Origin of the sequence: Spirosoma profusum, from assembly GCF_014699005.1 — a bacterium.
GTDB classification, from domain to species: Bacteria; Bacteroidota; Bacteroidia; order Cytophagales; family Spirosomataceae; genus Spirosoma; species Spirosoma profusum.
Window position 1 is genome coordinate 19,785 of record NZ_JACWZY010000021.1, and the last position, 25,477, is coordinate 45,261.

At 45.0% G+C, this 25,477-nt stretch carries 27 protein-coding genes; 14 read left to right on the forward strand and 13 right to left on the reverse strand.

Annotation, left to right across the window (positions count from 1 at the left end):
• Positions 1–187 precede the first annotated feature (187 nt).
• Complete coding sequence (locus tag IC229_RS21990; RefSeq protein ID WP_190889180.1) at positions 188–580, reverse strand: response regulator; 393 nt, start codon at positions 578–580, stop codon at positions 188–190.
• Positions 581–650: 70 nt separating this feature from the next.
• Entirely contained in the window at positions 651–1,298 is a 648-nt protein-coding gene (locus IC229_RS21995; RefSeq protein ID WP_190889181.1) for a recombinase family protein, read from the reverse strand.
• A 178-nt stretch (positions 1,299–1,476) separates the two neighbouring features.
• Here IC229_RS21995 and IC229_RS22000 point away from each other — a divergent pair, with 178 nt between their 5' ends.
• Complete coding sequence (locus IC229_RS22000) at positions 1,477–1,710, forward strand: hypothetical protein (protein ID WP_190889182.1); 234 nt, start codon at positions 1,477–1,479, stop codon at positions 1,708–1,710.
• Positions 1,711–2,147: 437 nt separating this feature from the next.
• The gene (locus tag IC229_RS22005; RefSeq protein ID WP_190889183.1) at positions 2,148–2,582 is read left to right on the forward strand and encodes a response regulator; all 435 of its coding nucleotides are present in this window, start codon (positions 2,148–2,150) and stop codon (positions 2,580–2,582) included.
• 133 nt (positions 2,583–2,715) lie between these two features.
• Here the strand turns inward: IC229_RS22005 and IC229_RS22010 are convergent, their stop codons facing one another.
• The 5 genes from IC229_RS22010 to IC229_RS22030 all read right to left on the reverse strand — a co-directional run bounded on the left by IC229_RS22010 (position 2,716) and on the right by IC229_RS22030 (position 10,858).
• Entirely contained in the window at positions 2,716–4,779 is a 2,064-nt protein-coding gene (locus tag IC229_RS22010; protein WP_190889184.1) for a PAS domain-containing sensor histidine kinase, read from the reverse strand.
• Between the two features lie 928 nt (positions 4,780–5,707).
• Positions 5,708–6,637, reverse strand: coding sequence for a ketopantoate reductase family protein (locus IC229_RS22015; RefSeq protein WP_190889185.1), 930 nt, complete (start codon positions 6,635–6,637; stop codon positions 5,708–5,710).
• 9 nt (positions 6,638–6,646) lie between these two features.
• Entirely contained in the window at positions 6,647–7,426 is a 780-nt protein-coding gene (locus IC229_RS22020; RefSeq protein ID WP_190889186.1) for a class I SAM-dependent methyltransferase, read from the reverse strand.
• Between the two features lie 76 nt (positions 7,427–7,502).
• On the reverse strand, positions 7,503–9,422 hold the full coding sequence (locus tag IC229_RS22025) for a CocE/NonD family hydrolase (RefSeq protein WP_394355975.1): 1,920 nt from the start codon (positions 9,420–9,422) through the stop codon (positions 7,503–7,505).
• Positions 9,419–10,858, reverse strand: a complete 1,440-nt coding sequence (locus IC229_RS22030; RefSeq protein WP_190889187.1) for an aminotransferase-like domain-containing protein — start codon at positions 10,856–10,858, stop codon at positions 9,419–9,421. Before IC229_RS22030 ends, IC229_RS22025 begins: the two co-directional genes overlap by 4 nt.
• A gap of 198 nt (positions 10,859–11,056) precedes the next feature.
• Between IC229_RS22030 and IC229_RS22035 the strand changes: the two genes are divergently transcribed.
• The 6 genes from IC229_RS22035 to IC229_RS36295 all read left to right on the forward strand — a co-directional run bounded on the left by IC229_RS22035 (position 11,057) and on the right by IC229_RS36295 (position 14,804).
• The gene (locus tag IC229_RS22035) at positions 11,057–12,295 is read left to right on the forward strand and encodes an aminotransferase class V-fold PLP-dependent enzyme (RefSeq protein ID WP_190889188.1); all 1,239 of its coding nucleotides are present in this window, start codon (positions 11,057–11,059) and stop codon (positions 12,293–12,295) included.
• Between the two features lie 8 nt (positions 12,296–12,303).
• Positions 12,304–12,909: a DUF1572 family protein gene (locus tag IC229_RS22040; RefSeq protein ID WP_190889189.1), complete on the forward strand. Its 606-nt coding sequence runs from the start codon at positions 12,304–12,306 to the stop codon at positions 12,907–12,909.
• Complete coding sequence (locus IC229_RS22045; protein WP_190889190.1) at positions 12,906–13,259, forward strand: nuclear transport factor 2 family protein; 354 nt, start codon at positions 12,906–12,908, stop codon at positions 13,257–13,259. The genes IC229_RS22040 and IC229_RS22045 overlap by 4 nt, the downstream gene beginning before the upstream one ends.
• A gap of 53 nt (positions 13,260–13,312) precedes the next feature.
• Complete coding sequence (locus IC229_RS22050) at positions 13,313–13,741, forward strand: hypothetical protein (RefSeq protein WP_190889191.1); 429 nt, start codon at positions 13,313–13,315, stop codon at positions 13,739–13,741.
• A 441-nt stretch (positions 13,742–14,182) separates the two neighbouring features.
• Complete coding sequence (locus IC229_RS36290) at positions 14,183–14,422, forward strand: recombinase family protein (protein WP_449451361.1); 240 nt, start codon at positions 14,183–14,185, stop codon at positions 14,420–14,422.
• Positions 14,415–14,804 carry a recombinase family protein gene (locus IC229_RS36295; protein WP_449451362.1) on the forward strand — a complete coding sequence of 130 codons (390 nt, stop codon included), beginning with the start codon at positions 14,415–14,417 and terminating at the stop codon, positions 14,802–14,804. The genes IC229_RS36290 and IC229_RS36295 overlap by 8 nt, the downstream gene beginning before the upstream one ends.
• A gap of 159 nt (positions 14,805–14,963) precedes the next feature.
• Here IC229_RS36295 and IC229_RS22060 read toward each other — a convergent pair whose 3' ends face one another.
• Both IC229_RS22060 and IC229_RS22065 read right to left on the reverse strand, forming a co-directional pair.
• Positions 14,964–15,515 carry a dihydrofolate reductase family protein gene (locus IC229_RS22060; RefSeq protein ID WP_190889192.1) on the reverse strand — a complete coding sequence of 184 codons (552 nt, stop codon included), beginning with the start codon at positions 15,513–15,515 and terminating at the stop codon, positions 14,964–14,966.
• Positions 15,516–15,766: 251 nt separating this feature from the next.
• Entirely contained in the window at positions 15,767–15,958 is a 192-nt protein-coding gene (locus IC229_RS22065; RefSeq protein WP_190889193.1) for a hypothetical protein, read from the reverse strand.
• Between the two features lie 331 nt (positions 15,959–16,289).
• Between IC229_RS22065 and IC229_RS22070 the strand changes: the two genes are divergently transcribed.
• The gene (locus IC229_RS22070; protein WP_190889194.1) at positions 16,290–16,955 is read left to right on the forward strand and encodes a hypothetical protein; all 666 of its coding nucleotides are present in this window, start codon (positions 16,290–16,292) and stop codon (positions 16,953–16,955) included.
• A 146-nt stretch (positions 16,956–17,101) separates the two neighbouring features.
• On the opposite strand, the gene IC229_RS35385 is transcribed toward IC229_RS22070, so the two are convergent.
• From IC229_RS35385 to IC229_RS35395, 3 genes are all read right to left on the reverse strand, one after another.
• Positions 17,102–17,542: a WG repeat-containing protein gene (locus tag IC229_RS35385; RefSeq protein WP_317171617.1), complete on the reverse strand. Its 441-nt coding sequence runs from the start codon at positions 17,540–17,542 to the stop codon at positions 17,102–17,104.
• A gap of 27 nt (positions 17,543–17,569) precedes the next feature.
• Positions 17,570–17,884, reverse strand: coding sequence for a hypothetical protein (locus IC229_RS35390; protein ID WP_223834124.1), 315 nt, complete (start codon positions 17,882–17,884; stop codon positions 17,570–17,572).
• A gap of 105 nt (positions 17,885–17,989) precedes the next feature.
• Entirely contained in the window at positions 17,990–18,421 is a 432-nt protein-coding gene (locus IC229_RS35395; RefSeq protein WP_223834125.1) for a WG repeat-containing protein, read from the reverse strand.
• Between the two features lie 533 nt (positions 18,422–18,954).
• On the opposite strand from IC229_RS35395, the gene IC229_RS22080 reads away from it, so the two are divergent.
• On the forward strand, positions 18,955–19,608 hold the full coding sequence (locus IC229_RS22080) for a recombinase family protein (RefSeq protein ID WP_190889195.1): 654 nt from the start codon (positions 18,955–18,957) through the stop codon (positions 19,606–19,608).
• A 46-nt stretch (positions 19,609–19,654) separates the two neighbouring features.
• Here the strand turns inward: IC229_RS22080 and IC229_RS22085 are convergent, their stop codons facing one another.
• Positions 19,655–20,077, reverse strand: a complete 423-nt coding sequence (locus IC229_RS22085; protein WP_190889196.1) for a DUF1810 domain-containing protein — start codon at positions 20,075–20,077, stop codon at positions 19,655–19,657.
• A 683-nt stretch (positions 20,078–20,760) separates the two neighbouring features.
• On the opposite strand from IC229_RS22085, the gene IC229_RS22090 reads away from it, so the two are divergent.
• From IC229_RS22090 to IC229_RS22105, 4 genes are all read left to right on the forward strand, one after another.
• On the forward strand, positions 20,761–20,940 hold the full coding sequence (locus tag IC229_RS22090; RefSeq protein WP_190889197.1) for a hypothetical protein: 180 nt from the start codon (positions 20,761–20,763) through the stop codon (positions 20,938–20,940).
• Positions 20,941–20,945: 5 nt separating this feature from the next.
• Positions 20,946–23,324 carry an AAA family ATPase gene (locus IC229_RS22095; protein ID WP_190889198.1) on the forward strand — a complete coding sequence of 793 codons (2,379 nt, stop codon included), beginning with the start codon at positions 20,946–20,948 and terminating at the stop codon, positions 23,322–23,324.
• A gap of 230 nt (positions 23,325–23,554) precedes the next feature.
• Complete coding sequence (locus IC229_RS22100) at positions 23,555–24,733, forward strand: DUF262 domain-containing protein (protein WP_190889199.1); 1,179 nt, start codon at positions 23,555–23,557, stop codon at positions 24,731–24,733.
• On the forward strand, positions 24,726–25,436 hold the full coding sequence (locus IC229_RS22105) for a hypothetical protein (protein WP_223834126.1): 711 nt from the start codon (positions 24,726–24,728) through the stop codon (positions 25,434–25,436). The genes IC229_RS22100 and IC229_RS22105 overlap by 8 nt, the downstream gene beginning before the upstream one ends.
• The last annotated feature ends 41 nt before the right edge of the window (positions 25,437–25,477 follow it).

Genomic DNA, 25,477 nt, shown 5'->3' on the forward strand with positions numbered 1-25,477 from the left:
TGATTCGAAAAATCGAGGGAGATGCGTCTTTATGATAGAGTGTAAATATAATTCGATTTATCACTTTTCCCTCGTTGGAAAATGAAAGCTCAACGAGCGATACACTCTTAAACACAACTGCCAAGAACGGAGGCCGCATTAGGCCACTCTTTACTTAGCGCCTTCGCTAGCTTATGGAATAGAATAGCTAGAGCCATTCCAGAGCCAGTAGTTTTAACATGCTCACCGTTTCTTCATCCGAAAGTGGCTTGGTCAAAAAGCCATTAGCACCTAGCGAGTAGGACAAGGTTTTGTCACTTTCTAAAGTTGATGAGGTCAACACAATGACCGGCAGGTTTGTGTACTGTGGAAGCCTCCTGATCTCCACCAGCGTATCAAATCCGTTCTTGCGAGCCATGTTCAAATCCAACAGCACCAGCTTGGGTAACGAAGCACAGGCTTCTAGCTGGGCTAATAGTTCTTCCCCATCATAAAGCTGTTTGACGTAAACAGGTGGGTTGAGATTTCGGAAGGCAAGTCCGAGCAGAAATTGATCATCGTCGTCGTCATCAACAATCCAAACGGCGGGCGAATTTGACATGGGCGTGTTAGTCAGAAGAACTGACTTAACAAACCACGACTAAACCGCCATTGTTAGATTTCTGTCTGGATCACTCTTCGATGCGCTTCAACAAATAGCGCACACTGGGGTAATGCCAGCTTTGCCCTTCTTGGCGAAAGGTGGGCACCCCTTGCCGGTTCAGCTCGTCGCGAATGCCCCGAATCGACGTAATTCCCCCCTGTCGAATTTGCTCGATCGTTGGCCGCATTTGCTCGGCGAACTCGTCGGCCGCTTCCTGATTCTGCTTGGCCAGCACGGCACCATTTGCGCCTAACACCTGGCCGCGCCGTTTGGCAGCTTGGAGGGCTTCGGTAGTACGTTTGCTGATTTGCTTACGTTCATGCTGGGCAAATGCCGCTAAGAGGTGGATCATCAACTCGTCGGCGTGGGGATTGTCCACGGCTTTGAACTGCACCCGGCTTTCCATTAGATTGGCGATGAACGCTACATTTCGACCGAGCCGATCCAGCTTGGCGATAATGAGCATCGCCTTTTTTTTACGGCACTGTTCAAGTGCGGCCAACAACTGAGGCCGTTTGTTTTTCTTGCCGCTCTCGATCTCGGTAAAGTGGGCCGTGACCTGGTAGTGTTCCCGCTCGGCGAATTGGCGCACGGCTTCCATTTGGGCATCGAGGCCCAACCCACTTTTTCCCTGCTGGTCAGTGGAGACCCGATAATAGGCGATGGCTGGTTGCATGAAGGCAAATATAAGGGATTTTGATACTACGTAAACGTGCGTTTATTTAGTATCAAAAGGGAGGTCACAGAAAGAAATGACCATATTGTAAGCAACAGAACCCCATTTCCTAAATAATCTCTAACTAGCAACCCTTTAGTAATCCATATTGGTTATTTTAGTCTATCGTTTGCACTCTATGCTTATCGCAATCACTTCGATCACCCCCGGCAAACAATGGAGAGATTTTCAATTTCTGGCTCAGGACTTAGAGCTTGGCTTCGCTGTGTTAATGCAAATTGCCAAATCGGGAGATTCAATCGTTGAAGCAAAACTCATTGAGGACGAAAAAACGACCATAATTTCCCTCGACTTTTTGGATCAGCAGCCTTGCTGTAACCCTATCACCCAACTCAGAACTCAGTGGGAGTGAGTATTATATCAACCGCGAATTGCTAATAATGTGAGTACGATGACACACGCCGAATGGGTTCAGCGCTGGTCTGACATTCAACAACAGCAGGCTAATCATCTGCGCCAGGTACTTAGCCAAATGCGAGAGCTATATTTGATGACTCAGGAAACGATGCATGAAAGCCCTCGTAAAATGCGCTTGCTCGCTCAGTATAAACAAACAATTGATCGGTGTTCCCGCTCGATGGCCCGGGTTGAAACTGATCTTACTGATTACCTACAGAGGGGGTAATTTGGGGAGCGTCACTACCTCAAACGCTTGTTTATATAGTATCACTCGTTATCCATGAATGCGCGTCTACATTCGAACACACCACCTACTATAGAGGTTTACATTGATAAGGGTCGAGGATTGCTCAAATGATATGCATTGGCACTCCTTGGCTCTAGCACTCTATGTCAGGAGCATTCCCTATTCTGGTTGTCGATGATGAAGCGCATGTAGCCGACATACTCAATCGAGCTGCTATAAATTCGTTTCCTGAAGCCAAATTCACTTATGTCAGCAGCTTCAAAGAAGCGGTAGGCTACCTGGATGGTTTGAGGGGGGTAGGGCCGAAGTTGGTGCTGCTCGATCTGGATCTCAAAAGTACACCGAACGGATTGGATTTTTTATCGCTTATTCGGCACCACCCTCAAGGCCGCTTGATACCTGTCGTCATTCTTTCCTCTCACGCAACAACTGAAAACCGTGACGAAGCAATTATGCGGGGCGCTACGGCTTTCACTGTAAAGCCGTTCTCTTTTGCTGACTGGAAAAAATACGTCACTGAGCTACGCATCTACTGGTTTCAGACAGTCACAATTCCAAAGCTGTATTTCGACAGTTAAGCCTAAAAAACCTGCTCTAAATAGGCCGCGCTCACCGACAAACGCTCGTTTAGATGGTGACAAAGATGAAGGCCAAATCTCACACATGAGGCCAAAATAAACGACCTGTATCAAGACTAACTATAACGACCAACTAAGCTGGTAGATAAATGGAAAAAGTTGCACCTTGTCCTGGTTGACTGCTGGCCGTAATGGCTCCGCCGTGATTGGTCACTACCTTTTCGCAGATGGCCAGACCAATGCCCGTTCCCGCAAACTCATTCTTACCGTACAACCGCTGAAAAACCTGAAAAATGCGATCTAGGTACTTTTCATCAAAGCCAACACCATTGTCCACGACATCAATCCGGTGATAACTTTGAGCACTTCGGACCGGCTTTATAGTGGCAGGCAGTTCGCTCCCATTTAACTGTTGGGCGTTTATGTGAATGACTGGCGTAACCGATGGCCGACGAAACTTCAGCGCATTACCTAATAGGTTTTGAAACAGTTGAATGAGTTGAATTTCATTGCCTTCCACAATCGGTAAGGGGTCTATTATGATCTCCGCCTGGGTTTCAGCCGTGACTAGCTCCAACGTAGAAAGCACCTGCGTAATAACCCCATTCAGCGGGACTAAGGTATCAATGGCTTGCTGAGTGGAAAGCCGGGAGTAATCCAACAAGTCCCGAATCAAGGTAGCCATGCGTCTGGATGCTGACTGCATTCGATCAATATAACTTATATCATCTCCTGACAAAAGGGCCTGACTGGATTTGAGTAAATCCCCAAACTGTTGGATCTTGCTTAAGGGTTCCTGCAAGTCGTGAGAGGCTACATAGGCAAATTTCTGAAGGTTTTCGTTGGAGCGGGCTAGTAGCCGGTTGGACTCTTCCAGCTCTTCATTAATGGCTGCATATTCCTCATTATTGGATTCCAATTCTTCATTATTTGCCGCCAACTCTTCATTGGCAGCCGCCAGTTCTTCCGTTTGCTCTTTTACCAACTGCTCTAATGCTAACTGCGTTTGCCGCTGCTCGGTAACATCCCGCATACTGCCCACCAGCTTAGTGGGTCTTCCTTGGGGATCGAAAAACATTTTGGCCTGAGCCCGTACAATCCGATGCCGTCCTGTTTGCTGGGTAATAACCGTGTATTCTTCATCTAATAGCCCACCGGATTCGGGATTAGACGCTTTGGCGACAGCGTCCACCAAACGAGCCCGATCTGATTCAAGGATAGGATTATAAAGCCGTTCCTGTTCGATGTAGTCCTGAGTAAATTCAAAGAGTTCTCGAAGGCGATTAGAATACGTAGTCAGCCCCGTTTCCATGTTTAATGTCCATGTGCCCATGTCAGCAACCTCAATCGCTCCTCGTAGAACCGTCTCGGCTTCCTGCAACTGCTGTTGAGCTTTCACTTCCTCACTGACTTCGACCCCCATTGTCGAAATAGCGTATACCTCACCCGATTCATTAAAGATGGGGGAGTAATAAATATTATAATATTTTTCAGTGAGTACCCCGTCTTGCACGATCTTAGCCGGTGTTGCCTGGGCGATAAAGGGTGTGCCGGTGGTGAATATATCATCCAAAATTTGGACGAACGGCTGACCATACTCAAGCATTTCGGGCATGACTTGGCGTAAGGCGAGTCCTTCGATATGGGGACCTTTGCCCACGATCTCAATATAGGGCTGGTTCGGGTTTTCAATCACTAGATCACGACCTACTAAGAGGCCGATCGCAATAGGAGCCGCAGCAATGAGTCCCCGCAGTTTTGTTTCACTAGCTTCTATCCGTTGCTGATCCATCACTTGCTGAGTGACCTCCTGAGCAACTCCTGAAAAGCGATATAGCTCACCCTCAGGTGTAAAGTAGCTTTGTCCCCAAAAGCGCACCCAGCGTAAGAGGCCATCATCAGCCCCTAGTGTACGATACGTCACATCATAAGCGCCACCGGAAGCTGGATTGTACGCCCACTCTATCGCCTGAGTAACACGGGTCAAATCCTCGGGGTGAATGTGCTGGATAGCCTGTTCCAATGGCAATTGATTATCATTGGATAAACCAAACAACTGTTGGCATCGGTCATCCCATAGAATAACGTTGGTGACAGGGTCTAACTCCCATACTCCTAGTCCGGCGGATTTAAGCGCGAAATTTAAGTCCAAACGCCCATAAAGCGGTCGGTTGTCAAAAGGCTTATTGTCGCCCATTTTAAGAATGCAATTAATTTTTCGAACGGTAAGTCATCTACATAGTAGATACTATACAGAGAGTAACGCCTATATTCCTACTCCCGTTAATTACGTATAGCCTCTTCTTTTGGGTTGTCATTTATCATAACTGCTTGTTCGGATTCCAGGTTTGAAAAGGAACTATTATTGCGGAGATAATCATTCGCATTCCCGCCAAGGCTGGAAGCTAGCTTGCGCTTCTCCCTCAAAATGACCAACCCGATATGGCTTGCACATCGAATAAATATAGCGATTCGACAGGTTTTCTAAAATCCTACATATGCATGTGAACGAAACGCGACAAAAGATTTTATCTCAGATGTTCCGCTATTGACGCTCGTTTATATAGTAACAGTTGGACATCGGTGTTCAAAGGTGCATGAATATTCATATAGTAACAAACAAACTAAGACATACAAATAGACGAACATTTGCTTATCAACTAGGTCCTAGATTCGTTATTTTGAAAATAGTATTTTACCAATATAGCTATTAATATAATAGTGACCAGCAGTAATATTTATAATTTGCACTTTTTATAGTGAGTAATCCTTCCTTGTACGCTTTCTGGCATTTAAACCAAGGAATCCAATATTTTTATAAGCAAGGATAAGCGTTCATTTGGAGAGCGTTTTCGTGATCGTTTTATAAAAGAAACTGATTTGTACTAAAGTACGAGATTGTCATCTCAATAGGTAGCACTTATCCATTCGTGAAATAGTACTTTATTTGGATGACTTACCTATTAAGATAATATATTAGTCCGGGAGCTGATATCTATGAAGCTGGTCAACTCACATACATAAGACTATAGTGTTGATTTTTCGACAGTAAGATTTAGTAGTAAGCCCCTGATTACTGTAGTCGATTATCAGAACACAGTGTTGTCATTCGGCTCAGTCAGTTTCTATGGAACCTGGCTCAGTGCTGACTTTAACTGGATTAGTTCGCCCAGCAGCCGGGTTCGATTAGCCAAATTAGGTTTGCCGAGCCGTTGTGCCAGGCGGGCTACGGCTAGATTCAGTGACTCAATTTCGGTTGGGTGGCCCTGGTTAATATCGACTAACGTCGAGATAAGCTGTCCGTCTGAACGTTGACTGATCTGGAGCAGCCGATTCTCCACGTCCATTCGATTCAGCATTATACCGACTTCATTGGCCACGGCCAGGCATTCATCGATGATCTCTCGCGCTAAAGCCAGTGCCAATGCATTCCGATGAAAAATACCATTGTCGACGCCAAGGAGTGGACAGACGGCATTGAAAACACAATTGCTAATAACCTTCTCCCAGACGGCTCGCTGAATGGCTTCCTCCATCCGAAACGGAAACTGCGCTGTGTTAAGCTGCTCAATGAGTTCAGCCAGACTAGATTCATGGCCGCGAATCACACCAATAGGTGAAGCCGCTACAGGTTTATAACGAACGCTGTACGGGGCCTGAACCTGGCTGGTCGCCAGTAACACACACCGATATACTTCGGGGAAATCAGCGTCTATAAACGGCTCTTCAATTCTCAGGCCGTTTTGCAACAGGACTATGGGCGACTTACCTGTCTTTCCGATTAATCGTTGGGCCAGTTCCGGGTTGCCGTATGCTTTTGTGGTTAGCAAAATAAACCCATCTAATACCATAAACTGGTCCAGCGTCGAAATCGGAACGGTAGCCTCCAGAGTAATTCCGTCGATAAAATCAAGGGTGATCCTGGCGTCTTGGGTTTCCGGCCGACTATCCTGACGACCACGGATCAGGATAACTTCTTTACTTGCCTGCTTCAGCAACACGGCTAAGGTCATGCCAATGGCACCGACGCCAATAATGTAAATAGGCTTTTGCATGGAATAGAGTTAGGGGTCAAGTGGTTTTAGGGCGACAAAACGTAGACGTTTATAGTCAGCGAACCAGTGGCCATCGCGAAAATTGGTGGGGCGAAGCTTGTCGTTTACGGCCGCCAATACTGTTTGTCGATCTTGATCAGAAAGAGCGGCCAATACGTCCCCTCGAAACATGGCAATCCAGTCGCTTAGCCTCGTTTCCGGATCAGCCAGCGGGGTATCCCGGTCAAAAAACTGCGCTAGCGTAACGGAAAAACCAGCCGTCTCCAGCATCGTTGTGTACTGCCCAACGCTCGGGAAGAAATTCGGATTTACCGGGTCGTTCATGCCCAACTCATTTAAAGCCTTCGCTAATGCGTTCAGGATGCGTGCCACGTTACCCCGACCTCCCAGTTCAGCAACGAAACGGCAACCTGGTTTGAGCGCCCTGAAAACAGCCGCTAGGACGGATGGCTGCTCGGTTTCGTTGATCCAATGGAGCGTAGCATTGCTGAAGATGGCATCAAATGGCTGATCCGTATTAAAATCCCGAGCATCACCTTCTTGAAAGCTGAGATGGGGAAAAGATAGCCGGGCATTCGCAATCATCGAAGGCGAAGCATCCAGGCCGATCACTTCGGCCCCGCTTTCGGCGATTCGGGCGGTAAGTTCTCCAGTCCCACAGCCAAGATCAAGGATACGTTCGCCAGGCTTTGGGTCAAGTAAATTCAGTACGTCGGCCCCAAAATGGAAGACAAAGGCGTGTTTTTGCTGATAAAGATCCGCATTCCAGGAGCGATTCGATTGATTCATGGACGATGAATGACTAGTAATTAGGGATAGACAGCCGTTGGAAATAACGTATCAGTCTGGCCAATAAACTAATTCGTTAGGGTAACCAAGAAACTTCCACGAATGAGTCACTGTATAGCCGATGACGAGCTGGTTTAAAATCACTCTCCCGTGCTTTATAGATGTTTTCCACGAACGTTTGCGGATTTCGATCAGTCAGCGGAAACCAACTGCTTTGCACCTGAATCATGACCCGATGTCCTTTTTTAAAGGTGTGCAGTACATCCTGAAGCTGGAAAGTTACTTCGGTGACTTGATTCGGCGTAAAGGGCTCCGGCTTCTCAAAACTATGGCGAAACCGTCCGCGCATGACATCGGCCCTGACCAACTGCTGATAGTTAGCTAACTGCGTTTTGGGATTGGACAGATAGGGGTGATTTGGTTCATCAGGTGGATACACATCAATCAGCTTCACGACCCAGTCGGCGTCAGTACACGTTGTACTGACTTTCAACCGGACTGTTATCTCTCCGCCCACGGTTAGATTTTCCGCGAGCATATCCGTTCTAAACGTCAGCACGTCGGCCCGTTCACTGGCAAACCGCTGATCGGCCGACATATAGCTGGCCAACGCACTAAAATCAGGTTCGGCTACCAGGCTTGCTTCGCTGTAAGGGACTGGATGAGCTGGATCGCTGGTATATTCCCGAAAGCGAACCGGCTTAGCCGTCTGCGCGCTTAGTTGGCCACTGCCGGTTAAATACCACCTTACCGAACGGCTGGCCGATGCGGGCCAGCCTAATGCGGGCCACCCGGCAAAGGTTCGCCAGCTCTTTAGTCCTGTATCGAACAGACAGACGTTGGGTAGCCCCGTTTTGCCGTCACCAGTTCCTTTCAGATAATGGTGAAAAAAGGGAGCTTCAATCGTCCGTTGGTAATAGGTCGCCAGACTGTCGCCAAAATACAGATCATTATGCAGGGTATGGCCCGTTTCTTCCGACCAGCCCCGATGGCCAAATGGCCCCATCACCAGCATCGGCCGCGATTCCGGACTTTTTTGGGCCAGTGTTTTATAAATACTCAGTGGCCCGTATAGGTCTTCGGCATCGAACCAGCCCCCAACGATCAGCATGGCGGGCCGAACATGCTGCAGGTGAGGCAAAATATTACGTTCCTGCCAAAAGTTGTCGTAATCAGGATGCGCCACTGTTTGCTGCCAGAATGCATTTCGGGCTAGATACTGCCGGGCGTTAGCCAACGGACCCAACTGCCGATGCCAGGTAAACTCGGTCTGGCCCTCCGATTGAATCCACTCAGACAGAAACCAGGGCTTGATGGTCGGTCCGGTTGAGCGGTCACCGAACAACGGATAGGCATGTAGATAGACCTGAGTGAAGGCCCCATTGTGGTGAATGTCATCCCGGAACAAGTCAGCAATGGGGGCCTGGGGTGAAGAAGCTTTCAGGGCCGGATGCGCATTGATGGAACTCGCCAGTGTATAAAATCCCGCATAGCTCATGCCCCACAATCCGACGCGGCCGTTGTGATAGGGAACGTGGCTGAGTAGCCAGTCAATGGTGTCATAGGTATCCGTACTTTCGTCAATCGCGTTAGAAGTTAATGCGTTCGGGTGGTCACTGACAACCGGCGTCATGTTGGTCCAATGCCCTTCGGAAGCCCATCGGCCGCGTACATCCTGATAGACAAAAATGTACCCATCAGCCTGTAGCGTGGGCGATGGTCCCAGGGCAGCTTTATACTGTTCGGAGCCATACGGCGTCGACCCAAAACAAGTCCGTTGCATCAGAAATGGGTAAGTATTCCCGGTCGACGCCCGGCGGGGCACATAAACGGCGGTGTACAGTTTAACACCATCGCGCATGGGTATCTGGTATTCAAATTTTTGGTACTGTCCGCGCACCGAGTTTCCCAGACAGACAGCTGCAGGCGGGCAAATCGATAGAAAAGTGGTAAACGCTGCGATCATCCAAACCGCTCGCCAGTGTAGAAATTTCATACCTTCAACTGTTGGTGAATAAGCTGTCCAATTGTTTGCAGCCCCCAGGCCACGCGTTCGTCAAAGGGCAGGCCGTAGCTGAGCCGCATACAGTTGGCGTACTGCGGCTGAAGACTAAATAAACTGCCCGGCATGATGCTGATTTTATGCGGAGCCAGTTGGTCGGCAAGCACCAGCGTATCCACCCGGGCATCGGTTTCTACCCATAAGGTAAAGCCACCTTGTGGTTCGCTGATGCGCGTGCCAAAAGGGAAATGGGCCCGAATCGTCTGCTGGTAGCGTTGGCAGTTGCTTTTCAGCCGCTGCCGGAGCCGACGCAAATGCAATTCGTACCGGTCGTTGGCCAGAAAATTAGCCACGGTCTGCTGGGTTATTCCCGGTGAGAACCCGGCTTGATACCGCTTCACCTGAAGCAACGCGTCAAAATAACTTCCTGGTGCGACCCACCCCACCCGGTAACCAGGCGCCAGGGTTTTACTGACGGACCCACACCATAAGACCAGCCCCTGCCGGTCGAAGGCTTTACAGGGAAGGGGGCGATCCGGCCCAAAATGAAGGTCGCCGTAGAGATCATCTTCAATGAGGGGTACCTGATAGGTTTCCATTAGCTGCACCAGCCGTTGTTTGTGGGCGTTTGGCATGCAGCAGCCAAGTGGGTTGCTGAAGTTGGGCACCAGCAAACAGGCCTGTACATGTCCAGCTTGCAAATGACTTTTCAGCACGTCCAGATCAACGCCGGTCAGGGCGTCAGTTGGCAATTCAAGTATCTTCAGGCCCAGCGAGAGGATCGTTTGAAGGATACCAAAATAGATCGGGCTTTCTACGGCAACGGTATCGCCCGGCTGGGTAATGGCCTTCAGGCATAATGTCAGGGCGGCTGTGCACCCCTCCGTGGTAATGATCTCCTCGTCGGTTAGCGGACTACCCCAGAAGAGCGCATATCGGGCAATTTGCCGACGTAAAGCCGCATTGCCTGTCATCAACTCGTACTCAATTCCACCATGAGGCAGTTCGCGCTGAGCCTGTTGGAGCGCCTTCATTAATTTACCAACCGGCAATAGCGAAGGAGCGGGTACACTTAGGGAGAAAGGAAGCCAGCCGGGTTGTCGCTGCTGGTGCATCAGTCTCAATAAAATTGACTCCTGATCAGCCTGAAGCGGCTGGCGGGCCGTGGCCTGGGGTGCCGATCGGCGTGGTACATTACCCAGCCGATCGATCAGCGTTCGGACATAGTACCCCGACTGAGGACGGGCTTCGATCAATCCTTCGGCCTCCAGACAATAATAGGCTTGTTGAACGGTATTGATGCTAACACCCAGTTCCTGACTAAGCGTACGCACGGATGGGAGCTTGTCACCCTCCGCGAGCGTACCCCCTCGTAACTTATCGCCTAATTGACGAGCGATCTGCTGATACCTGGGAGTCGATACACGCATAGACGAGATGATGGGCACTGATTTTAGTTTACAGGACAAAAGTAGTCGTCCAATCTGTACGTATTACCATACAGATTTTGCAAAAAAAGCCCGTACAGTTTGTTGGGTTTTCACAATTCTTATTCAGATAATCTGTATGGTTCCGCAAACCCAAAAGTGTGTCTGTTTCCGTACAGCCTTGTGGCTTTTTTTTGCGCTATGCAACCCCAACGTACTACCATTCTCGATATCGCTCAACTACGAGCCGACACGCCGGGCTGTCAAGATAGCCTGTTTCTCAATAGTGCCGGCGCTTCCCTGATGCCGCAGCCCGTCGTTCAGGCGATGCAGGATTATCTCCAGGTGGAAACCCAGGTAGGCGGGTATGAAACCGAACGACTACGACAGGCACAGATTGGCCGGTTTTATGAGGAAACAGCCCGGCTTTTGAACACCCAGCCCGAACATATTGCCTTTGCCTACAGTGCTACCCATGCCACCTTTCAGGCCCTGTCGGCTATCCCGTTTCGGGAAGGTGATACCATATTGACCACAACGAACGATTACGTGTCCAACCAGCTAGCCTTTCTATCCATGCAGCATCGGTTAGGCATTAAATTACTACGGATTCAAAACCTGCCAAACGGTGACTTGGACCTGACGCATGCCAAGGAGTTGATACGAACGCACCGACCGGTCCTGGTGGCGATAACCCACATCCCAACAAACTCGGGTCTGGTGCTTCCGGCGGAGGAAATAGGCAAACTGTGCCAGCAATACGGTGTCTGGTATTTACTGGATGCGGCTCAGTCGGTGGGGCAGTTGCCGCTCGACGTTAGCCGTATTCAGCCTGACTTTCTGGTCGCCACGGGCCGTAAGTTTCTGCGTGGACCACGTAATACGGGTTTCCTTTATGTTTCGGATCGGGTGCTGGCGGAGGGACTTTCGCCCCTGTTTATTGATCGACGGGCCGCCACCTGGACTGAGCCAGACACCTATGCCTTACAGTTGGGTGCCCGCCGATTTGAACCCCAGGAGATTTCGCTGCTGAGTGTGGGGTTGGCCGAAGCGGTTGGGTATGCCAATCAGGTCGGTATAGAGGCTATTGCCCGGCAGAACCAACGGCTGATGCACCAGCTCCGAACAGGCCTGGAACAGATCGACGGTATTACCTTACTCGATTGGGGTTCCTGCCAAAGCAACCTGCTAACCTTTCACACGGCTCGCCAGCCGTTATCGACCCTTGATGCCACATTGCGACACGGTCGGGTAGTGTTTACGGTACAGTACCCGAATTCGGCCCTGATCGATTTTGGACGGAAAGGTATAAACTGGCTGGTTCGACTTTCGCCCCACTATTTTAACACGCTGGATGAAATGGATGAGGTGGTCGATTTGATAGCTCATTTTTACGGTAAGCTTCTTAAAAAATCGAGATTAATTTTACCAAAACCCTAACCGACCCGATGCAGAGCGATTACTTACAAAGCGCGATCCGCCAGTTTGAGTATTATAAATTACTTGGCGAAAAAACATTGGCTCAACTTCCGGATGATGCCCTTTTCTGGCAATACAACGCCGAAAGCAACAGCATTGCCATCCTGGTGAAGCACCTTTGGGGGAATATGTTGAGTCGTTGGACAGATTTTCTGACCACCGATGGCGAAAAAAGCTGGCGCGACCGGGAGGGCGAGTTTGCTACTGATATTCAGTCCCGAGCCGAATTGCTTCAGAAATGGGATGAAGGTTGGCGCGCGCTTTTAAATACGCTGCAATCGCTCCGGGAAGAAGACTTAAGTAAAACCATTTATATTCGAAATCAGGGTCATACGGTGCTGGAAGCCATCAACCGGCAGTTAGCCCATTATCCGTATCACATTGGCCAACTGGTATTTCTGGGGAAAATGCTGGCCCAAAACTGGACGTCACTCTCCATTCCAAGAGGTGAATCCGGGCAATATAACGCTCAAAAATTTGCTCAACCGAAACGTAAAGAACATTTTACGGATGGATACCTAAAGTCGGATCAACCCATTGATCAAAACGGATCAACAACAGAATCTACGCTATGACTCAGGAACAGGCCCTCCACTTTGCCGATGAATGGATCGGTGCCTTTAATGCTCATGACCTGGCCGCCATTATGGCGCACTATGCCGATGAGTTGGAATTTTATTCGCCGTTCATTCCGCTGCTAACGTTTAATGAAACAGGCTGTATCACCAGCAAAGGTGATCTGGAACGCTATTTTCAAGTAGGCCTGAGCACTTACCCCGACCTGCATTTTACCCTGCACCATGTTTTTGTGGGTGTTCACACGCTGGTCATCTATTACACGTCGGTAAATGGCCGACTGGCTAGCGAAGTCTTTCAATTGAATGAGCTTGGCCAGGCTGAGAAGGTGTTCTGCCACTATGCCTGAACCAATGACAAGCAGCCGTTTTAAGTCACATCTCCAGCCAAATTCCACTTTTTATGAGCGCTAATGACTTATTAGCCCATGCCGTCAAAGCGTTAGCCTATCGGTTCATCAAAGCGACCACTGGCTCAACTGACAGCTTTGGCGGGTATAAGCTAAACTCACATACCCGAAGTCCGAATGAAATCCTGAATCATATGTATGATCTGGTCGTCAAAACCAGAACGATGATTCAGCAAGGTCATTTTAACTGTCCGATTCCTGAAGTTTTACCGTTTGAGCCTGAACGGGACCGCTTAATCAATGGACTCGGAGAACTGCGGACAGCAATAGAATCCCACCAGATTGAGGATGACGTTTGTGGACGACTACTACAGGGACCCCTATTAGATTTGGCCTCGCACATAGGACAGTTAGCGATGCTTACCGGCCTTAACGGAACTATTATTCAACGGGAAAACTATTATAGGGCCGATATAAGCTAGGTGCTTATACCTTAACGATGGCTATTGCTGACTATTTTTCGTAAACGTTTTTATGTTCATGCGTGATCAACTGATCCATCAGATCTGAACTCTAGTAAGTTCATTTTACACTTGATTGGTCGTTAATTTTGCTACCTTTTGCATTTTTCTGTTATGCGATTCTTAGAATTGAAAACTGCTTGGCTCTTCTTAATTTGTACTATTCATAGTGATTGATCATGAAATGTAACCTTTTCGTGAACGGTTTCAGACGTGATTGATGATTAATCCATTAGATCAGTCATTTAAAGGTGAGCCCCTTTCTAAAAAAACTTAAAGGGATCATTTTTTTAGCCTTATAAACTGATAATTCTGTACCTTCAAAAGCAACAACCTGCTTCCTTGATCGACAATAGATTTCTCCCATTCACGTCCTTGACGTGAGATAGACACTAGTACGTCATGAAGTTAGGTTATGCCCGCGTCTCTACGCAAGATCAAAATCTGGCCCTTCAGCTAGATGCCCTTACTGCCGCCGGTTGCTCGAAAATCTTTCAGGAAAAAGCCAGTGGATCTAAAACCGAACGGCCTGAATTAAATCGGCTTCTTGAAATCATCCGGGAGGGGGATACATTGATGATTTGGAAACTGGACGGCGCCGGCCGCCCGGCGACTAGGCCGTTCCCTAAATCACTTGATTGAGATCGTCACTCAGTTGGAGCAACAACATATTGGGCTAGTGAGTCTGAACGATCCCATCGACACTACCACGGCGCAAGGTCGGCTGGTTTTTCGCATTTTTGCCAGTCTAGCCGAGTTTGAACGGGAAGTAATTCGGGAGCGGACTTTAGCCGGTTTAGCCTCCGCCCGGCGACGCGGTCAACTCTTAGGCCGACGCACAGGGCTATCCAAAGCTGGTGAGCAGAAAGCCCGCATCGGCGAAAGTCTTTACAAAGAAGCCAAGTACTCGGTCGAACAAATCGCCCGCGAGTTACACATCTCTAAAACCACCCTGTATAAGTATCTCCGTCTACGCGGGGTTGAAATTGGTACTTCAGTCCAAAAGCAAACGGCTACCACTTAGCAAAACACAGATGTATTCAGTTTAACGTTTATTAAACGAACGTTCAATAAGCGATACGTCAAGTGAGTTTAACGTTTATTAAACGAGCCTTTAACTAAGGTTACGCTTATCGCGTCTAGTAGGAAACTGATACTAGTAATTCGACCGGCTAATTTTCTGTCACTGTTTCAAGTAGTGAAGCGCCGTACTACCGGATTGGAAAGCAATGGTATTAACCAGCTTTAACTGAAGCCTTTCCTGAAGGCTCCCCACATGAAGCAAAGCTCTCCCCTGCCCCACCAGCACCGGATGGACAACTAATTGAAATTCATCGATCACACCGGCTTGAATTAATTCCGGGAGTAAGCTTATACTATCTACCGAAATTTTGTTGCCCGGTTGCTGCTTCAGTTTCTGGAGTTCTTCAGCCGGATTGCTCCTAACAATTCGTGTCTTCTCATCTACGCTGTCTAATGAGTGTGACATCACCACTCGGTCGATCGCTGTCAGGCGCTCAGCAAATCGATTTTCAGCCGCTGTGCCGGATTGATTTTGGGCCACGTCAGCCCAATAGGGAAACATAAGCTGATACATTACACGACCAAAAAATAGCAAATCTACCTCCCTCAACGTTTCAGTGAAATATTCTAGCACTTCTTCACTGGGATTGAACATCGTGTGATCGCAATAGCCGTCCAGGCTAATATTCATAGTGAATGATACTGTTCTCATGGAGTTAGCTCACCTGGTTTACTGTTTATGCAAAAGTAAACCAGGTGAGCTAAGCTGATGGGGGTCAATCGCGACAATATGCGGGCGTTCTTGTGACCATTTGTTCTATTGAAAGCCATCATTGTATGCTCTTGACCGAATCGATCCAGGAATACAGACGCTTTTAAGGTTTTATATAACCTAGGAGCCCAAGCTACGTAAATGACTTTACCCTCTTATTGACGGACTAGAACTGGGCGCCAAGATAAGCATCAGTCAAGTTTAGCGGGTGAAATGCTCAACGGCTCCTGAATACGCAGTTGGGGGTAAGCCGTTTTACAAATAGCCCGAAACGTTTTCTCCTTTTCGTCTGGGGTGTCAACGCCAAATAGGATCCGTGCGAACTCGGCTGTGGGTACACCAGCCTGGTTGACGAGTTGAGTTTTGAACAAGAGTGCGGCCATGGATAGTGGAGATGGTTACCGAAAGATAGCCGAAAACCTGGTCTCTATAAAAGGTATGCTCTTCAAGGTGAATTCATCACTTTGTAACATTTTCACAACGTCCATTGCTAAAAGGTTTCCTAGCCACCCGTTTAAGGCCACATTAAGCATTAGTAATAGGCGTACGTTTACGAGTATAGAAGTGATTCAGGGGGTAGTTAATGCATTTGGGGCGTGTAGATCCTACCATACTTTCTATCTGATTTCTATAAGGTAATAGAATATGCTTAAATTCACTATAAGTTCGGGGCGTTAGGCTCCCTGAACCCGTTGACGGCATTGATGCGCTGCCATGAAACATGAAATTCACTACATCACGACTGACCTCGACCTTCGGGCACCCGTCGATTTGACTCCCCTTTCCCATGCGCTGGAGAAACAAGGGCTTTGGGCGTATCTCAGTGGCCCCTGGCAGGGTTTGTGGTCCGCCCAAATCGGGGCCGAGGAGTCTTTTCCTGAGCCAGATCCTTACATTGCGGCAATGCTCACGGCCATTGAAAGCCTCGACCAACCAGCCCGGGATCTCTGGTCGGCCTGTACGATCCGTGAATTCAATATCGGTTATGATTGCGGTGATAGGCCCTGGGCCTTTCATCAAGAACTTTTGCCGGCAACACTAGCCCGGATTGCCCAGGTTGGTGCCAGCCTTGTGATCACGATCTATCCGGTCATCGAAACCGATGCCGTTGAAGCGGCTATTGCTGTTCTAAAAAAAGATTCCTGGATCAGAAGGCGTCGGGGTAAAGCTAATGGGTATGGCGTTCATCATGCGGATTCGTCGTCGTTAAAGAAAAACCAGGCCGAGGTGAAGGTAACGCTATACGGTAAAAAAGAGTCGGTCTACGTGCATTGCCTGATGCAACTGAGTATTGAAGGCGAATGGGTGCTACAAGAAATCATTAAAAAGGAAGTATGGGTAGCCTCCTGTAGCCTTAAGCCCCAAGCACCAACCGAATAGGATTGGGACGAGTCTTCAGAATACAATCGTTACAACGATGAAAACGGTTTGGTATATGTGGATTTAACCTTTTTTAAACGAGCCTTCAAGTAAGGTTCTTGACACGGAATTGCCTACCCTAGTTCACAATCAATAATCTGTCACTTTTACCGTACCGGCCTAAACTTGCTGATCATCCGTTGAGTTAAACTACTGAGCCAGATAAATAGCAGGAGACCCAGGATAATCAATACGGCATCCAGCTTGTAGGAGAAACCCGTAAATTTCTCCCTGCCATCCAGGGAGAGCTCATACCGAATCCAGTAGCGCTCAACAATCGTCGTTACCCGGTCAAAGGGGAACGCTTCATCGTAGATGATCAACCGGTTGGTCGTATCGATAAAGCCGTATTTGTCCTTCATGCGAACCATCGAGAGGCCATGCTGATAATACGAGGCAAAATCATAGGTCAATGGCGTGCGCACCTTACCCGACTTGTCAATATGGCCAAATTTACCCTGAATGGCCACGGCTGAACGATCTTCAGCGGTAAAGCCGGTCGCTTCATCGTACAAATGGGGAATGCGTAGCTGGCCAGTTTTGTCAATACAACCCCATTTGCCATTCTTCTTGACCTAAAATAACCCGTTGGTTGGCTTGCGTGTATCGGTATACTTGAAAGGAACGATCAGTTCACCCGTCAGGGGACTCACGTACCCGTACTTAGTTCCATATTGTACGCGTTGCATGCCTTGACCTGAATAGGCATAATCGACATCAACGGCATCGAGCGCCACCGGCACTTTCAGCACCAAGTCAGGGTCGATGATGCCAAATTTGCCTTGGTATTTAAAGGCCGTAACGTGCTTGGATCGCTGGATCTGCTCGGTGACAAAGGGAGTAAAGTTGAAGTTGAGAATAAAGAATTCGCCCTTTCGCCACCAAAGCACATCTTCCTGAGTATCGTGGTTACAGCTATAATCGATTGTCGCGTTTTTGATCAGGTAATCGTTTGGATAGTGCTGAATGGGGATCTTATACAGCTCTTTTCCGGTCTAATCAATATAGGAAAGCCCATAGTGCGAGTCGGCGGGGTAAATGACCCAGGTTTTGCCTTGGCGGAATCGGTCGGTGGCGATGTATTTAGGCTCGATAATGACCTTCCCCTGTTTATCGATAAATCCGTGCAGACCCTGCCCTTGCCCGCTACGTTGCATGGGGACAAACTCGGCTAGCCCTTCTTCAAAGTCGCCAATGTCACGATAGGCTGGGGTTAATTTGTGTCCGTTTTTATCGGTCAGGAAGGTTTGATAGGAACGGCACGCCTTGGTAATCTTTTTGACCACATAGACCTCACCATAGTCCTGGTATTCATGGTATTGATTTAGCCAGCCATCAGTTGGGGTAGACTTGGTCTGGGCGAATAGCCTGACCGATAGTAAGCATATAGCAATGAGCGTGAGGTTTCGAACCGTGGTTAGAAGCATTCGTAATTTCTGCCTTTTTATAGTACACCAGGCACTTCTGAAGTAATGCTGAAATATACACCTTGATGGACAATAGACCGACTATTCTTCGATGATGCAGTGAGTTTACCTATTCCATACAGCTATATGGGAAAACTAGATTTAGTTGGTGAATCAACGGAGATGGCCCAAGCCAGCGGCCTAGCTTTACGATCGGTTTCACCTGTCTACATGTAAAGAATCCGTCCGTGTCGTTATAACAGGATTCGCCGTGTTGTGCAGATTTGAAAAGATAAAGATGCCATTTCTATTAGCATGTCCGTACGACTCCTTACATTTTGCATAACCAAAAAGTAACCGATAGTCAACTTAAGTTGATTATTTTAATCCGTAACATTTTCACAACGCTCGTCGTGAAAATGTTACAAAGAGCTATTTTTGACTATCTTCGTTTGAAGTGCGCTTCGAGCAAGCCAAATTAAATTTGGAAAGGGGAGAAAAGTATAGATTTTAATCCCCTTTTTAACCCTAACCTATATACGTCTAAGAACTGAATGAAGTACGTTCCTTACTATCGCGTCTCAACCGTTACTCAGGGTAAGAGTGGATTAGGGCTCTCGGCCCAGCAGGACATCGTCCAACGGTTCCTCAAACCTGGCGACGAACTGCTCGATGAGTTTATTGAAGTCGAATCTGGTAAGCGAGCTGACCGTCCGCAACTAGCCTCAGCTATTGCTCACGCTAAACAGAACAAAGCGCGATTGCTAATTGCTAAGTTAGACCGGCTCAGTCGGAATGTGTCATTCATCTTTTCTCTACGTAACTCCGAAGTCGACTTTGTCGCTTGTGACATTCCCGATGCCAACACCCTCACCGTAGGCATCATGGCCGTATTAGCCCAACACGAACGAGAGTTGATCGGTGAACGTACTCGATCCGCCTTAGCCGCTAAGAAAGCCCAGGGACATAAACTAGGCATGCCCAACATTACCCCCGAGGTGACTCGTCGAGGTTTGGCCGTCCGTCAACAAAACGCTCTGGTGAACTTAGCCAATCGACAAGCTGCGGAGTTGATTCGGCTCTACAGGAAAGAAGGGTTGACTTACCGGGTCATTGCCGATCGGTTGAATCAGATGGGCTATCGGACCCGGAGGGGTCAAGAATTTTTGGCTATGAGTGTCAAGCGATTAGATGGATGGCAAGCCTAGAACAATAGTTAATTCATTGCTTATTCAATAGTTGAGGGAAGCCCATTTATTCGTTTTTACCTAACAACGTCAGTGTTTTACTGTCAGTCTCTCCTTGATAATATTTAGTTAAGACCTGCTGAAAGACAGGATTTGTGGGACCAACAAGGCTAAATAAGGTCATACTCGATTTCAGTTTTAAATCGTCTGGACTACCCATAATTTGATGAGCTGTTTTGCCCTCGACACCTAGAAGCGCCTTTGAAATTTCAATCAGTCGACTGCCCAGGATGGGATGCGCTAAGTATTTCTTCGCTTCGGCTAAATCGGCAATGGCATAATATTGAGCCATTTGACTAAAGCCCAATCCGGCTAGTTGAGGGAAGATGTACCACATCCAATGGGTTTGCTTACGGCCGTTACTGATTTCAACAAGTGCATGGGCATAGGAAGAAGCTTGCGCGTCGACAAATCGAGTTAAGTCATACATGGATTAGTTAGCTAAATGAGTTTGGGTAAGTAAACGCAGAGAATAGCCCTTTGTTAGCAGCTACCCTGCTTTTAAAGACCAATACTGAACATTGCCAGTCATTTACGAATAATATCCCATCAGTGGCTGATATCTATACATGAACCAGCGTTAATGTTATGTAAAGTTTAGAAAAATCAGGTTGGGTTTTATTTTTAAACGAGATGTAGAGGTGAATCAAGCGTATAACGAGCGTCATGGCTTTGTTACGATAAAACTGTCATATATCATCTGGCTGACAGATTGACATAAATACAGTCTATATAACCTGTTGTATTTATTAGTATACATTAGTCATTGTGATAGTGTTTAAATCAATAAATCATTGAAATATCATTTGTTAGTCGTACTTCGCATAAAGGGTTGCCTTCCCTCCCTTTCCAAGTATTTGTTGGGTATCATTTATCTTTGGGATTAGACACACTACAAAAAAAATAAGTACCGAGCGGATGAAGCCACGCCCTTTTCGATTTTTATCAGCCTTGTTTACCCTCTTGTTATGTGGACAGACTTAGGCCCGGATCAGCCTGGACACCGAGGACATACCGCGTCTTTAGCAAGCCTTTGATAATGTGATGACTACGGTCGATACCGCCATTGATTCAAATTAATGGCACTATTAATTAACATAACAGCTTACTAAAATGACCAAAATCGAAGATTTTTTTGAGGAAACAGTTTTTGAAGGTTTACAACTAAATGAAGTTAAAGAACTTTTAGAAAGTTGCATAAGTAATGAGATATTTAATGTACAAGAGTTTGAATCCAAAATTGACCAAAAGCTAGATGCACTAGGAGAAGAAGCCACACAACAATTTAAATAAGAAAAATGATTATTAAACGGTTTAAAATTGAAAATTTCCGAGGAATTAGCCTTCCAATTGAGTTTGATTTAAAGAACAATGCTTCCTTAGTAATATTTGGTAAGAATGGAAGCGGAAAAAGCTCAATTGTGGATTCTTGGGAATGGTTACACAATCATAAAATTGATCATTTAGCAAGAGAAGGCGCAGGAGAGGCAGATTACCCAAATAGAAATTCAAATGGGGAGAATACTTACCTAGAAGTTGAATTTACAGACCCTAGAATTGAAAATATAAAAATACAGTACAATAAAAAGAAAATAAAAGACCCTATTATAACTGGGGATTATATTGCCTTTAAGGAGAAAGCAAAGCACCCCTTTCATCTAAGGTATAAAGACTTACAACAGTTTGTCTATTTTACTAAAACGGACAAATATAAATACTTGGCGAAGTATCTTGGATTTGATCCACTGATTTCTTTTCAAGAAAAATTGTTATCAGCCAAAAATAAAATTGAAGATAAGCTAAATAAATTTTCAATTGAGTATGAAAAAGCCAAGGCTGGATTAAAAGAACATTTAGGTAATGATAACCCATCAACGGCGGACGTACTAGCTTTTCTAAACACTATAGCAATTAATTACAAACAGCCAACAATTGATAAGTTAGTCGACAGTAAAAAATTAATTTTTAGTTTAAAAGATTTAGTAGCTAATGACCCTAAAGCGAAAGAACTTTCGACACTAAAAGATTTAGAGCAGAGTTTAAGTCGCTTTTACCCAATTCATTCACTTACAGAAAAAATAAAAAATTTAGAGACTCTATTCAATTCGCTTAAAGCGGATGAGAAAAGCATTAAAGATTTACTTTTAGTAAATCTTTATAGAACGAGCTTAGAAGTCTTAGAGAATAATTACCACGATGGAGGGCCATGTCCAGTATGTGATGAGGTGTACTTAGGAAACTTAGTAGGACATATACAAAATAAACACCATACACTCAAAGATCTTCAAGACAAAAAGGATGAATTTATAACACTTCAAAATGAACTAATAGGTATTTTTAGAGCGTACACTACTAAGTGCAAACAAATTACCCAAGATATAAATGGGTACATTGAATTTAATGAATTTGCGTCTCTTAATAAATTATGTTCTGATGAACTTACGAAAGCATTGGCTATAATTGAGAAGGATATTATTGACATCAAAACAATAAATATTAGCCAAGAGCCCTTTGTTGCGCAAATAGAACAAATTGTAGATTTTGAAAATAAGGCAAGAGCAATATTAAAAGATAAAATTGATATTCTTGAAAGTGATAGTTCAATAAAGGAGTTATCAAACGATTATCAGAGGGCAAAAGATGCATCAACGGCATATTTCTTTTTTAGAAAACTTTCTAAACAAGTAACTTACCTAAGTAATGTTAAATACAATTATTCGCAAATTTTAGAATCCTTTAATAATTTTATTCGCGATAAAATGCAGGAATCATTTAATAAAATTGCGAATAATGTTGTTACCTATTTTGAAACCCTTGAAGAGGACAGTGCCCATATAAAGAACCCAACTGTAAATTTAATAACTGGAAAAGATAAGGCAGTTGAATTAGAAATAGAATTCGTTAGTAAAAAAGTTTCACCTGCATTTAAAGTGTTGAGTGAATCTCAAGTTAATAGCTTTGGCTTAGCAATATTTTTGGCGTCAATTAAAATTTTTAATGAAGATTTTAAATTTATAATCCTTGATGACATCATTAATAGTTTTGATGCTCATAAAAGGCCCAAAGTTTTATCTTTAATAAAAGCAAATTTTCCTGATCACCAATTCCTAATATTGACGCATGATCAAATTTGGTATGACCAAATTCAAAATCGATTCCCAAGTTGGATAAAATATAAATTTCAAGGTTGGGATAGCTCTTCTGGGCCAAAATACAAATTAGCTAAAAATTCGATTGATGAAATAGTTGATGAATTAAATGATGATGAAAGCATTAGTGCGGGTCAAAAGTTAGGTCGATACCTAGAATGGCGTTTACAGGAAATAAACCAGAATCTTCAAACAGCCATAAAATATAGGATTGATAATCAATATAGTATGATCGAACTTTTTAACCCTCTAAAAAAGCGTATAAAAGATTTACTTTCAGAAAGGCATCCGCTTTATAAGCTCTTTTCTGATTTAGATGGCTTATCAAGTTTTCGCAATTATTCTGCCCACTATAAAAACTCTTCTACATCATTTACAAGTAGTGAGCTTCTAACAGTTGTTAAATTATGGATTCAAATTGAAAATAGTCTTATTTGTCAGAGCAGTACTTGTGATAATATCCCATTACAATATGAATCAAATAGTATCAGATGTAAAAACTGCGGGTTTACACTAGATAAATTGTAGGTTGTTAACTTCCGCCACATTTTGTTGCTAGAAGATTTAGATGACAACTATTCATAAAGTAACTATTAATACGTGAATAAGGCCGTAAAGTCAAAGGTGGTAATCGAGTTACTAGGGGAGCTATTTTATAGAATCAAAGTAAAGCCACTTTACAGCCTTGTTCAAGCAGCAATAACACCCAGTTAGTCGTTATCATGTAACGGAAGATCATAAGAAAAACATTATAATTAATGGACAACCGAGTATTCTACGGACAGTATTCTTTACGACATTGGCTAGACCTTCTGCTCAAAGGCAATATAATTCTCCCTGACTATCAACGGTTCTTCGTTTGGGACGAAACTAAGGTTAGTAAACTGATCGATACACTTAAGAAAAAGGAGTTTGTGCCCCCAATAACGATTGGAGCATTTTACGAAAATAATGCTAATCAAAACTTGATTTTAGATGGTCAGCAACGTTTAACCAGTATTCTTTTGGCTCATTTAGGCCTTTATCCTGATGTGGAAACCTTCAAAGCAACACAACAGCAGATGGCTAACGAAAATGATGATGATATAGATGATGAACCCCAGCTTGACAATATTTTAGCGTGGGATTTTAGACAACTCACTACAAAAGGAAGAACTAAGGCTGAGATACTCGGTAAAATAGTTCCCGGGAATTATAAGAATGTAGATTTTGAAATAGATGAAACCTTTTTGAAGCGCACATTTCTAGGATTTTCTTATTTGGTACCGGATACACAAGACCTACAAGTACAGCAGAAATATTATTCTTCGGTATTCAGAAATATAAATATCCAGGGAGAGACTTTACTTCCATTAGAAAGCCGTGCATCGCTATACTTCTTAAACAAAGAACGTACAGATTTTTTCGACCCGCCGTTCATGAATGAATATGCCCTTAAAAACTCCAATATTGAAAATAAGATTGATTTTGTAAGATTTATAGCGCTCTTATCTCAGTATGCTATCAACGATAACGGTACGAATATAGCGAGAGGGTACAAGCCGAAGATGGAAAAATATTATGAAGAATATATATATTCTGTTGTTGGGGAGCATCCTTCAACCTTGTTTAAAGAATTTACAGAAATTTTCCCACAAGGTTTATATCAGGAGCGCTTTGAACGCTTGAACGCAACAATACATGAGCTTGATATTCCCAAACAGTTCAATTCGATTATTGAAGCAGACATCTATTTGTTTGGATTGATTTACTGCATACTCTTCGAAAACAAAACTATAGACATAGCCAGAAAAGCTGATCTAAATGCTGAATTACAAGAAGCAGTAATTGTTTTTAGAGACGAGCCAGGCCATAAAAGAGCGCCAAGTGCTTTAAAATATTTACGAGCGAGAATGGATAGGTCAATTGAAATTTATGATCAATACACTAATGAGTAAGCATACCAACTTTATTCTGACTCCTAATTCTGAAATTCTCAAAGAGTTTGTTTCTGCGAACAAGGGAATTGGAAATGGTATTGAAACCTATTCACTAAGCGAATATACTTTTCAGTCAGTGTTCCTCAAATTAACTGGTGCACAAGAGCAGAAGATGAAGTGTATTTGCTGGGAATTGGCCACAGATGATTACGAATATCGATACGAACGATACACAAAGAGCAGACTCGGGGAATGTTCTGACTATAAAGAGAAAAACACTATTTATAAAGATTTGATTTCTGCAATCAAGAAGCTTCAACATGATTTCGACCATGCTGCGTATTTTGATCGTCAAGCAATCTCGCAACAAACTATTGCAGAAATTACAAATTTGTTTGCTGGTTCGAATCTCTCGACATGGGCAGAGCTGGCTTATTTAGAATTTACTCAAAATAACCAAGTTCTACCTCACAATCAATTTGCTTCGGCTAACCTTTTCGAAAACGTATTGCAAGAACGCTATGAACTATTGTACCGACATCGAAATCGATGTGCTCATAATACGTTGTCTTATCAAGAAAATCTTCCCACATTCAAGAATCTATACAATTCAGATCATAATTATGATAACTACTTTGTACGCTTTGCTCTACTAATTTTAATTGACAAAATAGTCATAAAGCTATTTCAAAAATATGAAGCGTTGTTAGCTGAGAATTAATTTCAATGTGACGAATTATTGAAAAATTCTACAAAGCTTTC

Bases quoted from the DNA above. Each gene is read 5' to 3' on its own strand.
- IC229_RS35395 (WP_223834125.1), bottom strand. From the start codon at position 18,421: ATGCTTCTAACCACGGTTCGAAACCTCACGCTCATTGCTATATGCTTA.
- IC229_RS22095 (WP_190889198.1), top strand. From the start codon at position 20,946: ATGATTATTAAACGGTTTAAAATTGAAAATTTCCGAGGAATTAGCCTT.
- IC229_RS22090 (WP_190889197.1), top strand. From the start codon at position 20,761: ATGACCAAAATCGAAGATTTTTTTGAGGAAACAGTTTTTGAAGGTTTA.
- IC229_RS22060 (WP_190889192.1), bottom strand. From the start codon at position 15,515: ATGAGAACAGTATCATTCACTATGAATATTAGCCTGGACGGCTATTGC.
- IC229_RS22015 (WP_190889185.1), bottom strand. From the start codon at position 6,637: ATGCAAAAGCCTATTTACATTATTGGCGTCGGTGCCATTGGCATGACC.
- IC229_RS22065 (WP_190889193.1), bottom strand. From the start codon at position 15,958: ATGGCCGCACTCTTGTTCAAAACTCAACTCGTCAACCAGGCTGGTGTA.
- IC229_RS22000 (WP_190889182.1), top strand. From the start codon at position 1,477: ATGCTTATCGCAATCACTTCGATCACCCCCGGCAAACAATGGAGAGAT.
- IC229_RS22030 (WP_190889187.1), bottom strand. From the start codon at position 10,858: ATGCGTGTATCGACTCCCAGGTATCAGCAGATCGCTCGTCAATTAGGC.
- IC229_RS22035 (WP_190889188.1), top strand. From the start codon at position 11,057: ATGCAACCCCAACGTACTACCATTCTCGATATCGCTCAACTACGAGCC.
- IC229_RS22070 (WP_190889194.1), top strand. From the start codon at position 16,290: ATGAAACATGAAATTCACTACATCACGACTGACCTCGACCTTCGGGCA.
- IC229_RS22105 (WP_223834126.1), top strand. From the start codon at position 24,726: ATGAGTAAGCATACCAACTTTATTCTGACTCCTAATTCTGAAATTCTC.
- IC229_RS22040 (WP_190889189.1), top strand. From the start codon at position 12,304: ATGCAGAGCGATTACTTACAAAGCGCGATCCGCCAGTTTGAGTATTAT.
- IC229_RS22085 (WP_190889196.1), bottom strand. From the start codon at position 20,077: ATGTATGACTTAACTCGATTTGTCGACGCGCAAGCTTCTTCCTATGCC.
- IC229_RS36290 (WP_449451361.1), top strand. From the start codon at position 14,183: ATGAAGTTAGGTTATGCCCGCGTCTCTACGCAAGATCAAAATCTGGCC.
- IC229_RS22080 (WP_190889195.1), top strand. From the start codon at position 18,955: ATGAAGTACGTTCCTTACTATCGCGTCTCAACCGTTACTCAGGGTAAG.
- IC229_RS22100 (WP_190889199.1), top strand. From the start codon at position 23,555: ATGGACAACCGAGTATTCTACGGACAGTATTCTTTACGACATTGGCTA.
- IC229_RS22005 (WP_190889183.1), top strand. From the start codon at position 2,148: ATGTCAGGAGCATTCCCTATTCTGGTTGTCGATGATGAAGCGCATGTA.
- IC229_RS22025 (WP_394355975.1), bottom strand. From the start codon at position 9,422: ATGAAATTTCTACACTGGCGAGCGGTTTGGATGATCGCAGCGTTTACC.
- IC229_RS21995 (WP_190889181.1), bottom strand. From the start codon at position 1,298: ATGCAACCAGCCATCGCCTATTATCGGGTCTCCACTGACCAGCAGGGA.
- IC229_RS22050 (WP_190889191.1), top strand. From the start codon at position 13,313: ATGAGCGCTAATGACTTATTAGCCCATGCCGTCAAAGCGTTAGCCTAT.
- IC229_RS22045 (WP_190889190.1), top strand. From the start codon at position 12,906: ATGACTCAGGAACAGGCCCTCCACTTTGCCGATGAATGGATCGGTGCC.
- IC229_RS22010 (WP_190889184.1), bottom strand. From the start codon at position 4,779: ATGGGCGACAATAAGCCTTTTGACAACCGACCGCTTTATGGGCGTTTG.
- IC229_RS22020 (WP_190889186.1), bottom strand. From the start codon at position 7,426: ATGAATCAATCGAATCGCTCCTGGAATGCGGATCTTTATCAGCAAAAA.
- IC229_RS21990 (WP_190889180.1), bottom strand. From the start codon at position 580: ATGTCAAATTCGCCCGCCGTTTGGATTGTTGATGACGACGACGATGAT.